Annotated in this window: 9 protein-coding genes; 1 reads left to right on the top strand and 8 read right to left on the bottom strand. The window is 72.1% G+C overall.

Features of this window, described 5'->3' with window-relative positions; genetic code table 11:
- Positions 1-6: 6 nt before the first annotated feature.
- Positions 7-1,152: a M48 family metallopeptidase gene (locus ACFWRT_RS19270; protein ID WP_380954725.1), complete on the top strand. Its 1,146-nt coding sequence runs from the start codon at positions 7-9 to the stop codon at positions 1,150-1,152.
- On the opposite strand, the gene ACFWRT_RS19265 is transcribed toward ACFWRT_RS19270, so the two are convergent.
- From ACFWRT_RS19265 to ACFWRT_RS19230, 8 genes are all read right to left on the bottom strand, one after another.
- Positions 1,061-2,239, bottom strand: coding sequence for an SCO2583 family membrane protein (locus tag ACFWRT_RS19265; protein ID WP_380954723.1), 1,179 nt, complete (start codon positions 2,237-2,239; stop codon positions 1,061-1,063). The genes ACFWRT_RS19270 and ACFWRT_RS19265 overlap by 92 nt on opposite strands.
- A gap of 221 nt (positions 2,240-2,460) precedes the next feature.
- Complete coding sequence (locus ACFWRT_RS19260) at positions 2,461-3,024, bottom strand: SCO2584 family spore wall biosynthesis protein (RefSeq protein ID WP_380954721.1); 564 nt, start codon at positions 3,022-3,024, stop codon at positions 2,461-2,463.
- A 135-nt stretch (positions 3,025-3,159) separates the two neighbouring features.
- The gene (locus ACFWRT_RS19255) at positions 3,160-4,443 is read right to left on the bottom strand and encodes a glutamate-5-semialdehyde dehydrogenase (protein WP_380954719.1); all 1,284 of its coding nucleotides are present in this window, start codon (positions 4,441-4,443) and stop codon (positions 3,160-3,162) included.
- A gap of 121 nt (positions 4,444-4,564) precedes the next feature.
- Entirely contained in the window at positions 4,565-5,056 is a 492-nt protein-coding gene (locus ACFWRT_RS19250; RefSeq protein WP_380954718.1) for a hypothetical protein, read from the bottom strand.
- 127 nt (positions 5,057-5,183) lie between these two features.
- A complete protein-coding gene (gene proB, locus ACFWRT_RS19245) occupies positions 5,184-6,302 on the bottom strand; it encodes a glutamate 5-kinase (protein WP_380954751.1) in 1,119 nt (372 codons plus the stop codon).
- Between the two features lie 230 nt (positions 6,303-6,532).
- The gene (locus ACFWRT_RS19240) at positions 6,533-9,295 is read right to left on the bottom strand and encodes a CDP-glycerol glycerophosphotransferase family protein (RefSeq protein ID WP_380954716.1); all 2,763 of its coding nucleotides are present in this window, start codon (positions 9,293-9,295) and stop codon (positions 6,533-6,535) included.
- 177 nt (positions 9,296-9,472) lie between these two features.
- Positions 9,473-10,714, bottom strand: a complete 1,242-nt coding sequence (locus tag ACFWRT_RS19235) for a glycosyltransferase family 2 protein (RefSeq protein ID WP_380954714.1) — start codon at positions 10,712-10,714, stop codon at positions 9,473-9,475.
- A 172-nt stretch (positions 10,715-10,886) separates the two neighbouring features.
- Positions 10,887-13,025 carry a hypothetical protein gene (locus ACFWRT_RS19230; RefSeq protein WP_380954749.1) on the bottom strand — a complete coding sequence of 713 codons (2,139 nt, stop codon included), beginning with the start codon at positions 13,023-13,025 and terminating at the stop codon, positions 10,887-10,889.
- Positions 13,026-13,087 lie beyond the last annotated feature (62 nt).

Genomic DNA, 13,087 nt, shown 5'->3' with positions numbered 1-13,087 from the left:
CCATCCATGACCGACACCAGTCACGAGAACGTGCCGAGCAGGGCGCGCAGGCGATTCCCCGGGATCTCCTCCCGGGCCTACGAGCACCCGGCGGACCGCTCGGCCCTGGTGGCCCTGCGCCGGCTCACCGGTTTCGACACCGTGTTCAAGGCGCTCAGCGGGCTGCTCCCGGAGCGGAGCCTGCGGCTGCTCTTCCTCTCCGACTCCGTCCGGGTGAGCGACGCGCAGTTCGCCCACCTCAACGACAGGCTGCGCGACGCGTGTTACATCCTGGACCTGGAGAAGGTCCCGCCGATGTACGTGAAGCAGGACCCGCAGCCCAACGCCATGTGCATCGGTCTGGACGAGCCGATCATCGTGGTCACCACCGGCCTGGTCGAGCTGCTCGACGAGGAGGAGATGCGGGCGGTGGTGGGCCACGAGGTGGGCCACGCGCTCTCCGGTCACTCGGTGTACCGGACGATACTGCTCTTCCTGACCAACCTGGCCGTGAAGGTCGCCTGGATCCCGCTGGGGAACGTGGCGATCATGGCGATAGTGACGGCGCTGCGCGAGTGGTTCCGCAAGTCGGAGCTCTCCGCCGACCGGGCCGGGCTGCTGGTGGGCCAGGACATCCAGGCCTCGATGCGCGGGCTGATGAAGATCGCCGGTGGCAACCACCTCCACGAGATGAACGTGGACGCCTTCCTCGCCCAGGCCGACGAGTACGAGAAGGGCGGGGACCTGCGGGACTCGGTCCTCAAGATCCTCAATGTGCTGCCCCGGACGCACCCCTTCACCACGGTGCGGGCCGCCGAGCTGAAGAAGTGGTCGGAAACCCGCGACTTCCAGCGGATCATGGACGGCCACTACCCCCGGCGCGACGAGGACAAGGACGCCTCCGTGTCGGACTCCTTCCGGGAGTCGGCCTCGCACTACGCCGACACGGTGCGCACCAGCAAGGACCCGCTGATGAAGCTGGTCGGTGACATCGCCGGGGGCGCCGGGGACCTGGGCGGCAAGCTGCGCGACAAGTTCACCGGAGGTGCCGGTGCCGCCAAGGGCGAGGCGGGCTCGACCGCTACGGACGGGGGCGGAACTCCCGGAGGGACTGCGGGCCCTGAGAGGGCTGGGGGACCTGAGGGTCCTGAGGAGGGGCCCCGGAAGGCGTAGGGGCCGCGGGGGCGGCAGCAGGGGGGCCCAGCGGAGCCAGGGTCCCGCAGAGTGCCGCCGCGGGGCGGCCCGGGGCGTACGGGTCGGTGGCCGCGGGGCCCCGGTCGTCCGCCCGTTCCCCCGCCAGGAGCGGGCGCAGCGTCCCCGTCGCGCCGGTCGAGCAGGACTGCGGCCCGGCCTGTACGTGGGCGGTGCGCAGCTCCAGCCGGTGCAGCCGCAGGTCCTCCCGGTCGAAGCGGAAGGTCAGGTCCCGGCGGACGGTGAAGAGGGAGGCGCCGTCCTCCTTCCGGGGGCCCGCGGAAGGGCGCAGGGCGTAGGTGAAGGTGTGGTCCGCGGCGACCTCCAGGGTGCCCGCGCCGTCCTCCGCGTACGTGAGGGTGCCCTGGACCCGGGCCTGCGTGTCCGCGAGCTCCACCTGGGCCGGGTCGAAGCGCACCAGCCAGCCGGTGGCGGCGTGGAGCCCGTCGTCGGCGGGGCTGCTCATGGACCGTTCGAACTGGCCCCGCTGGTCGGGGTCCAGGAGCTGCTCGACGGGCCGGCGGACCTGGCCGGTGAGGACGTCCGGGTTGAGCGATGACTCCACCAGGTAGTCCTTGACGATGGCGAGGGCTGTGGTGATCTGGCTGTCCGAGAAGTTCTGCGTGCGCCGTACGGAGGGGAAGTTGATGCCCGCCGCGCCGATCCGGAAGCCGGAGACCGGGGCGGACCGGTAGAGCCGCTCGGGTGATCCGGCGGGGACGGAGCCGCGCGGGGCGAGCGGCACCACGGTGGTCCGCAGCTGTTCGGCCCGCCGGGTGACGGGCTGCGGGTAGGGGTTGCGGAAGCCGATGTAGACGGCCGTGGCGAAGGCCAGGGCGATGAGGACGACCAGCACGATGGCGGCCCGGGAGCCGTGGCCGGCCGGGGGCACCGGCTCGGGCAGCGTCCGCACGGCGCGGGCGGGCTCGCCCATCCGCTCCCGGGCCGAGAACTCCTGCATGCGGGCACTGCGGATGAACGATTCGTCGAAGACGAGAGAGCGGTACTCGTCCTCGCCGCCCTCGGGGTTCTCGGGCGGGCCGTTCGGCGGTTCTGAGCGGCCTGTCATGACGTCTCTCCCGCATCTCCGCACCACCGGTCCGTTCGGTGCGCAACGGTCTGCTTCGGCCACCGGGCGTCCGGCAGCGAGAAGCCCCCCGGGAAGCGAGGGGTCACATCTTCAGACTAGGTCGATCGGCGGTGACGTAAACGCGGAGAGCGGCGGGAAAGTGGGGGCCGGCACCACCGCCGTACGGGTGATGACCCGGCCGGTGACCGGTGCGGGGACGCTCAGGGAACGGAGGGTGTGGCGGAGACCGTCGGGCGGGAGTGCTCCACGACGGCCGGCGGGATCGCCCCGGGCTGGTCCACGCCGCTGGTCACGGGCGGCGGCGCCGGGTCCTGGCGGTTGGCCGAGGCGCCCCGGTAGACGGCGGAGAAGGCGAGGGCGACCATCCCGACGCCCATCACCAGGGCCAGCAGCCAGGCGACCGGGCGGTGCCAGCGGGCGGCGCCCCGGTAGCCGCCCGGCCCGTAGGCGCCCGGTTCGGCAGCGTCGTCACCGTCGGGGTCGTAGTCGAGGTCCTGCGGGTCGTGGTGGGCCCTGGAGCGGCCGTAGGAGCCGTATTCGCCGTCCGTGGGGCGGCGGCTGCGGCGGGCCCGGGCGGCCTCCGCCTGCGCGCGGGCCTCGGCGGCGGCCAGGAGCCGCTCCACGGCGGTGGGCTCATGGACGACGGCGGCCCGGACGAAGTCCTCGTCGAACACCACGGAGGCGAAGTCCTTGTCCGCGCCCCCGCGGTCGTCGTCGGGCTCCCAGCCGTCCGGGAACGGCTTGCCCCCCACGTCGTCCGGCACGGATTCAGCGTAGCCGGGCCCAGGCCTTTTGGGCAGGTGCTCCGGAAAGTCGTCCGGTGGGCGAGATGGGGAACATACGGCCGGTCCATGACCCGTGCGCGTATGCCGGGCCCGGCATACGCGCACGGGGCGCCGCTACCGGATGTGGCCGTCGCCCGTGACGATGTACTTCGTCGAGGTCAGCTCCGGCAGCCCCATCGGGCCGCGCGCGTGCAGCTTCTGGGTGGAGATGCCGATCTCGGCGCCGAAGCCGAACTGCCCGCCGTCGGTGAAGCGGGTGGAGGCGTTGACGGCGACCGTGGTCGAGTCGACCAACCGGGTGAACCGGCGGGCGGCCGCCTGCGAGGTGGTCACGATGGCCTCGGTGTGGCCGGAGGACCAGAGGCGGATGTGGGCGACCGCCGCGTCCAGGGAGTCCACGACCGCGGCGGCGATGTCGTACGACAGGTACTCGGTCTCCCAGTCCTCCGTGGTCGCCGCGACCACGGTGGCCTTGGTCCCCTCGGCGTGGGCGAGGACCTGCTCGTCGCCGTGGACGGTCACCCCGGCCTCGGCCAGGGCGTCCAGGGCGAGCGGCAGGAAGGCGTCGGCGACGTCCTTGTGGACGAGGAGGGTCTCGGCGGAGTTGCAGACGCTGGGGCGCTGGGCCTTGGAGTTGATCAGGATGTCGACGGCCATGGACAGGTCCGTCTCCGCGTCGACGTACACATGGCAGTTGCCGGTGCCGGTCTCGATGACGGGGACCGTGGACTCCTCGACGACCGTACGGATCAGGGAGGCGCCCCCGCGCGGGATGAGGACGTCGACCAGGCCGCGGGCCCGCATCAGCTCCCGTACGGAGTCGCGGCTCTCGCCGGGGACGAGCTGCACCGCGTCGGCGGGGAGGCCCGAGCCGCCGACCGCGTCGCGCAGGACGCGGACCAGGGCGGTGTTGGAGGCGTACGCGGAGGAGGAGCCGCGCAGCAGGACCGCGTTGCCGGACTTCAGGCAGAGGGCGGCGGCGTCCACGGTGACGTTGGGGCGGGCCTCGTAGATGATGCCGACCACGCCGAGGGGGACGCGGACCTGGCGGAGGTCGATGCCGTTGGGCAGGGTCGAGCCGCGCACCACCTCGCCGACCGGGTCGGGCAGCGCCGCCACGTCCCGTACGTCGGCGGCGATGGCGCGGATGCGCTCCGGGGTGAGGGTGAGCCGGTCGATGATGCCCTCGCTCGTACCGGCCTCGCGGGCCCGCTCCACGTCCTGCGCGTTGGCCTCGACGATCTCGGCGGTCCGCACTTCGAGGGCGTCGGCGATGGCCAGCAGCGCGTCGTCCTTGGCAGCACGCGGAAGTGGCGCGATATCTGCGGCGGCGGCGCGGGCCCGGTAGGCGGTCTGCGCGACCGGGGAGAGGTTGTCGTAGGGCGAGAGCGTGGTCATGCCCGCAGAGTAATGCGCGCTCTGCGGGCATACGGCACGTATCCCGTGATGCGAGACGGCGGACCCGAGGGGCGGACACCTCGCCCGGGGCCGGTTCCGTACGCGCCCGGGGCCGGTTCGTTCAGTAGGGGTGGACGCCGACCGGAGCGGCGGGCGGCGGGCCGTACCCCTCGGCGATGCGCTGGTGGTAGGTCTCGCGGTCGATGACTTCGAGGCCGACGATCTTCCACGGGGGCAGTTGGGCGCTGGAGCGGTGCTCGCCCCACAGCCGCAGGGCGACCGCGGCCGCGTCGTGGAGGTCGCGGGCCTCTTCCCAGTAGCGGATCTCGGCGTGGTCGCCCGCATAACGGCTGGTCAGCAGGAAGGGGTGGTCGTGTGCGAGCTGTTCCAGGCCGCGTCTGACCTCCGCCAGCGGAATCTCGGTGCCCGAGACGCTGAGGGTGATGTGCCACAGCTTCGACTGCGGGGGGTCCTCCTGTTTCGCCGTCACCGGCTCCTGGTCGGCGGTGCCTCCCAGGGGCGGGGTCCGGTCGACATCAGCCCCCGCTCCGACACTCGTCAGGGCGCGGCTGCCCGTGGATCGGGGCGACGCCCCCGGGCGCGCTCGTCTCACCGGCGGCCTCCTGTGATGTGTTGCTGTGCGGACCCCTGTTTCCCCGCTACAAAGTGGACCAGTCCATGGCCTGGTGTGGGGCGGTTTTGGTAAAGGTCCCTGCCCGATGGCGGGACTTTCAGCCGATTCAGGGGGTGCGGTGTGGCGTGAGGACGACGAGATCGTCCCTGTGTACGACCTCACGTTCGTAAGCGGGTCCGAGTTCACGGGCGAGGTCGCGGGTGGAGCGGCCGAGGAGCTGGGGGATCTCCTTCGCGTCGAAGTTGACGAGTCCGCGGGCGACCGGGGTGCCGCGCAGGTCGCGCAGCTCCACCGGGTCGCCGGCGCTGAACTCGCCCTCGACGGCGGAGATCCCGGCGGGCAGGAGGGAGGTGCGGCGCTCGACGACGGCCCGTACGGCGCCGTCGTCCAGGGTGAGGGCGCCCTGCGGGGTGGAGGCGTGGGCGAGCCAGAGGAGCCGGTCGGCGGAGCGGCGGCCGGTGCGGTGGAAGTACGTACCGGTGTCGCGGCCCGCGAGGGCGTCGGCGGCCCGGCTGGCGGAGGTGAGGACGACGGGGACGCCGGCGGCGGTGGCGATGCGGGCGGCCTCGACCTTGGTGACCATGCCGCCGGTGCCGACGCCCGCCTTGCCGGCGCTGCCGATGGTGACGCCCGCCAGGTCGTCGGGGCCGGTGACCTTGGCGATGCGGGAGGCGCCGGGGGTGCCGGGCGGGCCGTCGTAGAGGCCGTCGACGTCGGAGAGGAGGACGAGGAGGTCGGCGTGGACGAGGTGGGCGACGAGGGCGGCGAGCCGGTCGTTGTCGCCGAAGCGGATCTCGTCGGTGGCGACGGTGTCGTTCTCGTTGACGACGGGGACGGCGCCCATCTCCAGGAGCTGGTCCAGGGTGCTGTAGGCGTTGCGGTAGTGGGCGCGACGGCTGGTGTCGTCGGCGGTGAGGAGCACCTGGCCGACGCGGACGCCGTACCGCGCGAAGGAGGCGGTGTAGCGGGCCACCAGAAGGCCCTGGCCGACGCTGGCGGCGGCCTGCTGGCGGGCCAGGTCCTTGGGCCGGCGGACCAGGCCGAGCGGGGCGAGCCCGGCGGCGATGGCGCCGCTGGAGACGAGGACGACCTCGCGTTCGCCGCCGTCCCTGACCTTGGCCAGGACGTCGACGAGGGCGTCGACCCGGTCGGCGTCGAGGCCGCCGGAGGCGGTGGTGAGCGAGGAGGAGCCGACCTTGACGACGATCCTGCGGGCGCCGGTCACGGCCGCCGCCCGGCCGGACGGCCCGCGCCCCGGCACCGTACGGTCCGAGAGTCCGTGTCCCGACGCCGTGCCGTCCGCCGCCGTACGGTCCGACGGCCTCTGCTCTGCCACGTGCTTCCTCGCTCTGGATCGCCCCGGTGTCCGGTGAGGGGCGTGCGTGCCGCCCCCGGCACGCACAGTACGCGAGCGGCCGCCTCCGCTGCCTGCCGGTTTCGGCCGGTGGACACGGCCTAAGGCGCGTCCCCGATGGCGAGCATCCGGTCCACCACGCGGGCGGCGGCGCGCCCGTCGGAGGGTTCGCAGAAGTCGGCCCGGAACCGGGCGTACTTCTCCTGGTACTCCTCGCTCACCGCGTCGATGTTCGAGATCGCGTCGACCAGGTCCTCGGAGGTCTTGATCAGCGGTCCGGGGGCGCGGGAGGTGAAGTCGAAGTAGAAGCCGCGCAGGGTGTCGCGGTAGTGCTCCAGGTCGTACGTGAAGAAGAGCATCGGCCGCCCGGAGTGCGCGAAGTCGAACAGCACCGAGGAGTAGTCGGTGATCAGCACGTCGGCGATCAGATAGAGGTCGGCGATGTCCGGGTAGTACGTGACGTCGTGGACGAAGCCCTGTCCGGCGCCGGGGATGGAGTCGAGGACCTTGTGGTGCTTGCGGTAGAGCAGCACGTGGTCCTCGCCGAGCTCGCGGCGCGCGGCCTCGACGTCGATCCGGTTGTCCAGCTTGAAGCGGCGGCCGCCGTAGCGCTGGTCGTCGCGCCAGGTGGGCGCGTACAGGACGACCTTCTTGTCGGCGGGGATGCCCAGCTTCTTCCGTACGGCCCCGGCGCGCTCGGCGCGGTCGGGGGCGTGGAAGACGTCGTTGCGCGGGTAGCCCGCCTCCAGCACCTCGCACCGGAGGCGGAAGGCCTCGGTCATGATCGGGGTGGTGAAGGCGTTCGGTGTGATGAACAGGCTGTACTGGCGGGAGCGCTGCGGGAGGCTCGCGATGTAGGCCAGGTTCGCCTTCGGGGTGCCGAGGAGGTCGGCGCCGATGCGCTTGAGCGGGGTGCCGTGCCAGGTCTGGACGACGACCTGGCCCTCGCGGCGGACGAACCACTCGCGGATGCCGCCGTTGGTGACGACGTACCGGCTGCGGGCCAGCGCCTCGTACCACTCCTGGCTGCCCCACTCCACGCCCCGTACGCCGGGCGGCAGGACGACCTGCTGGTCCTGGACCATCGCGATGTGCTCGACCTCGGTGCCGCGGCGCTTGATCTCCTCGTACACCGCGCGGGGCGAGTCGGAGAACTGCTTGCCGCCGAAGCTGTTGTAGAGCACGGCCTCGCGCAGTGGCAGCTTGCGCTGCGCGGGGGTGTGGACGTCGCGCATGAGGCGCTGGCGGTAGCCGCCGCGCAGTTCGGGGCCGAGGACGGGGCCCGACTCGACGAAGATCCGGTCGAAGTCGACGCGCTCCACGGTGTACGTGCGGTGCTCGCCCCGGTGGGAGAGCGGCAGCAGGGAGACGAGGTCGGGGCGGAGCGTGACCGGGAGGTCGCGGGTGTGGTCCCACTCGGTGCGCAGGCGCAGGCGCGGCATCCAGCGTCCGGCGCGCAGCGGCAGGGTGCCGTCGTACGTGGGCATGGTGTCGGGGCGCAGGCGGGCGGTGAAGCGACCGTCGGCGAAGGTGACGGGCAGCGGGCGGTCCTCGTTGCGGCCGGTGTGGCGCAGGACCATCGTCATCCGCTCGGCGGGGCCGGTGTAGGTGCCGGAGAGCAGCAGTTCGCCGTCGGCGCTCCACTCGACGGTGTCGACGACCGGCTGGACGGTGCGTAGGTGGGGGGTGAAGTTCCCGGCGCCGTCGGTGAGGATCGCCAGCTCGCGCCCGTCGGGGAGCGGGTGGACGCCGGTGCGCAGGTTTTCTCCGTTGGTGGCGCGGCGGGTGGTGCCGTCGGCGAAGACGATGAGCGTGCGGTACTTGCGGGAGGTGCCGGGGGCGATGCCGTCGGTGGGGAGGGCGGTGAGGGGCAGTTCGGCGGTGTGGCGGAACCAGCCGTCGTCGCCGGTGCCGGTCCGCTCCAGCGGCAGGTCGGTGGCGAAGCCGCTGGGCTCGTGGTCGATGCGCAGTGCGGTGGGGACCTTGGCGGCGGGGGCGGTCACCCGGGAGCGGAGGGTGACGGTGAGGGTGTCGCCGTGGCACTCCTGGGCGTCGATCTCGGCGGGGACGACGTCCACGGTGAGCTTGAGGCGGTTGCGGTCGAAGCCGGCGACGAGCCGGACGCCGTCGTCCAGGACGCGGGTGAGGCTGTGTCCGGCGGCGCCCGCGCTGTTCTTGGTGATGCTGCCGACGGACATGCCGCCGGGGCGCGGGATGCCGATGCCCAGGCGCCAGGTGCCGGGCTGCCACCGGCCGCGGACCCGGAGCCGGCCCGGGTCGATGCCGAGTTCGAAGCCCGACCAGTCGTAATGGTGGAGCGCGCCCTTGGCCTCGGCCGTGGCGCGGGGCTCCTCGACCGTGCGCAGGCGCAGCGGGAGGGTGGAGCGGCTGCCCTGGCGGCGCAGCACGGCGACGCGCAGGGAGCGTCTGCCGGTGGCGGAGGGGACGTTGGGGATGTAGGCGTAGCCCTTGACGAGGAGCTTGCCGTCCTGCCAGGCGAGGTCGAGGAGTTTGCCGCGTACGGGGAGTTCGCTGCGGTTGAAGTTGCGCACCGAGGACGGCAGCGAGGAGCTCGCGATGCCGGGCAGTTCGATCCGGGCCCGCCGCAGGCCCTTCACGGAGAAGGCACCGGGGTTCTCCCGCTCGTAGTGGAGGAGTTCGGCCAGCTCCTCGCCGCGTCCGCTGGCCGCCAGGTGCCACTTGACCCGGGCCATCGGCGAGAACTGCCGGACGATCTTGGGGGCCACCCGGTCCAGGAAGTCCTTGGCCGCGCTGTGGAAAGCGGGGCGCTCCTCGGCCGGGGTCTCCGGGAAGTACTTCATGAGCCGGCTGAGCTCTTCGGGGATCGCTTCGAGGGACGCCACGCGCGGAGAACCTTTCCGAGGGGGGTCGTACAGAGGGTGAACCCCGGGAAAACGGGGTGCAATTGAGTCACCAACAGCGACCTCATGCTTACACCCGGGCACGGTGTGATGCCAATCACAGAAGCACCCGTACGGGCCCCGCGCGGACGGCCCGGGACCCTCGGAATCCCCGTCCGGTCAGACGCGGTGCGCGCGGGGCGCACGCCGGGCGCCGAGCGCCGTACGGCGGGCCCTGCGGACCACGCGCCGAGCGAGGGACACGCGTGGCTTCGGCTGCGGCGGCTCGATCCGCCGGCCGCCGACCCACTCGGTGACGGTCACCTCGTAGGCGCGCCTGGGGAGCACGGATCGCTTGCCCGCCTTGGCGAAGTGCGGGTAGGCGAGCAGGATCCGGTCACCCTCGCGGACCACCTCGGGCTCCTTCTTGTCGCGCAGGAAGGCCGCGATGTCGAGCAGCAGGTCGAGCCGGCCCCGGGCGAGGGCGGTGAGCCGCAGCCGCTCGTGGACCTTGAGCCGACGGCCGATCTCCGGTGTCCAGTAGGCGTCCATCAGGGGGGCGGCGAGCGCCGCCTTCTCCCGGCGTAGGGCGTCGGACTGATTCACCAGTCCGGGTCCGAACTGGGGCAGCAGCGTGATGACGAACGGACGCACCATCAGTGAATCCCGGCGCGGACCGGGGGGCACCAGGCCGGCGATGAGCCCCATGAGGGCGCGGGCCGAGTCGAAGCGCCGCCGGTGGTCGCCCTTCTTGGTCAACTGGTTGCCGTCCTCGCGGCCCACGAGGTAGTAGCAGGTGTAGTCGGCGACGACGGAGACGCCGTTGCCGCGGAGATACGCCTCCATGGTGAACAGGGCGTCCTCGCCCGTCTTCAGCTTCTCGTCGAAGCGCATGCCGAGCCGTACGAGGAGGTCGCGCCGGAACAGTTTCTGCGCGCTCAGCGTGAACTTGATGTTGGATTCATAGAGGTCGGCGTGGTCGAGCGACTCTTTCCACATCGACTTCGCGGCACCACGGTTGACGCCGACGATCTTTCCGAGCACCACGTCCGTGCCCGCCCGGTCCCCCATGGCGACCATGCGCTCCAGGGCTTCCGCACCGAAGTAGTCGTCGGCGTCGAGGAAGAAGACGTACCGGCCGCGGGCGAGCTTCAGGCCGAGGTTGCGCGGGCCGCTGGGGCCTCCGGAGTTGGGCTGGCGGACGACCCGCATGGGAATCGCGGTCCGGGCGGCGAACTCCTCCAGGCAGGCGCCCGTGCCGTCCGTGGAGCCGTCGTCGACCGCGACGATCTCCATCCGCCCGGCGCCGATCGTCTGCGCCTCCACGGACTCCAGACAGCGGACCAGGTAGGGCATCGCGTCATACGCTCCGATGATCACACTGACATCGGGCTCATGGTTCGTCCTGGGCATGTCGGCCATATGCACCCGTCGATTTCATCATGAAAAAGGACGAATTGCCCGGCTATGCGCCTCCTCTGTGCCGACACGCTGTACCGGCACGCCGAACGACCCGTACATCTCCTCCCCTGGGAGACGTACGGGCCGCTGTCGGGGTTGCACCTTTTTCGGACAGTCCGATCGGATGCGCGGTTCAGCGCGCCGGTGAGGCCCCTTCCGCGACGGCGCTCTCCGCTGCCGCCTCCACCGCTGCCTCCGGCGCCACCGCCGAGACGCCCACCGCGTCCGCGTCCGCCCCCGCCACGGCGGACGCCTCGGCCGGCGCCTCCGGCTCGCCCGTGACGGCGCCGTCGCCGGCGGCCGCCTCCCGGTCCGGGACGGCGATGGCCTGGTCACCGAGCCGCTGGGCGACACCGGCGTTGCGGGCCTCGGCCTTGGCGGCGAGCGCCCGTACGGCGGCGTTGAACTGCTCCATGGAGGTCGGCTCGTCCGGGCCCAGGAGGTACGACTTCAGCTCGCGGCGCGCCCCGGCCAGCGCGTCGGCCGCCGGGTCCGCGACCGCCGCCAGCAGCTCGTCGAGCTCCTCGGCGCCGTTGGAGAGGATGACCGCGGCCCGTACGGCGGTGTTCTGCCGCTTGAACTCCTCGGCCCCGAGCGCCGCCGAGTCGGTGACCGCGTACGGCTTGCCGCTCGCGATGAAGTCGGAGACCACGCTGGAGATGTCCGAGACCATGGCGTCGGACTCGTTGAAGCAGTCGTACAGCTTGGGCTCCGAGCCCACCACCGTACGGTGCTCCCACCAGCCGAAGGAGCGCCAGTAGGCCGCGTTCCAGGCGGCCCGCAACTGCGCCGTCTCCGCCTCGCGGGCCGGGTCGGCGAGCGAGACCCGCGACTCCTCCGCCTCGTCCCCGCCGGCCCGGCCGACGACGGCCAGCTCCGCGAGGCGGGCGTTGATCCGGACCAGCTCGGCCTGGGCGGCGCTCCGCTCGGCGGCCGTCCGCTCGGCCTCCGCCGTCCAACGGGGCTCGGCGGCGCGCTCGGCGGCCGCCTTCTCCAGCGTCGCCCGGATCCTGGCGTCGACGGCCTTGGCCTGGCGGCTGCGGATGCCGGTGAAGGGGTGCGGCTTGTAGATGATCCGGACCGGGTCGTCGGCGGCGAGGAGCCGGCGCACGATGTTCTCGCCCGCCAGCAGCAGGGAGGTGTTGCCGGGGTTGTCGTCCCAGCCCTCCCAGGTGGGGGCGTACAGCACGGTCGGGATGGGGTTGCCGAGCTCGCCCGTCCAGCTCTTGATGGGCTCCAGTTGCGGGCGGCCCACCTCGACGATGTCCTCGTCCCGGACGCCCACGTCGGCCAGCGCGTAGCGGTCGCGGCCGGCCCGGCCGGCCGTCCAGACCTCGTCGTACACCTTGGAGAACGGGTTGACGCTGGCGAGCTTGTCGCTGTCGCCGTGGCCGATGAAGACGTGCTTCATGGTGGGCACGCGCAGGATGTGGATGTTCTTGCCGACGTTGGCCGGATACAGACAGACCCGGGCGGAGGAGAGGTCCAGGTTCATCAGGTGCGTACCCGCCGGGACGCAGAGCACCGGGACGGAGGTCTCGGTCAACTGCGGGACCAGGTTGCGCTCGCGCATGACGATCAGCGGGCGGCCCTCGACGCGGGCCATCGTCTCCAGCCACATGTTGCCCTGGTAGGCGGACTCGTTGGAGCCGGAGAAGTAGAGCACCACGGTCGGCTGGTACTCCCGCAGCCAGGTGTCGACGGCCTTGAGCACGGTGGCGGCCGGCGGCACCAGCCGGCTGCGCCGCACGTACGGGATGAGCGCCACGACGTAGACGAAGCCGAGCAGCAGGGTGATCGCGGCACCGACGAAGCCGACCCGGTCCTCGCCGATCCCGGCGGCGATCAGTATGCCCGCCATCGCCGCGATGTCGAGGTGCAGCATCTTCTCGCCCGCGCGGTGCAGCAGGGCGCTCGGCGGGGCGTCCGGGATGCGTACGGAGTGGAGGTCCACGTTGCGGGTGACGACCGGCATCGTGCGGCGCAGCCGGATCAGGGTCGCCACCGCGCCCTGCGGGGCCTGGAGACCGTAGAAGATCAGGAAGCAGGCGACCGCCGTGTAGAAGAGCGGCTCCTCGGCGAGGCCCATCCGGGCCAGCAGCAGGACGAGCATGAGCTGGCGCAGCAGGAAGCGGATCGACAGTCCGGCCCGCACCTTGCCGAGCCGGTTGATCAGATAGCTCCCCCGCTGGTGCAGATACCAGTCCGCGGCGTACGTGAGCGCCGCGGCCGCCGTGAAGAACCAGATGTTCGGAAGGAGCGCGGCGAGCATGACGCAGGGGTATCCCAGCCCCATCAGCAACGCTGCCGCGAGTTCTGACCTGCTGCCCACAC

It is taken from the genome of Streptomyces cyaneofuscatus (genome assembly GCF_042718795.1).
Lineage (GTDB): Bacteria > Actinomycetota > Actinomycetes > Streptomycetales > Streptomycetaceae > Streptomyces > Streptomyces cyaneofuscatus_A.
Note: the sequence above shows the minus strand (reverse complement) of the source record. Positions and strands in the feature narration are given on the sequence as shown.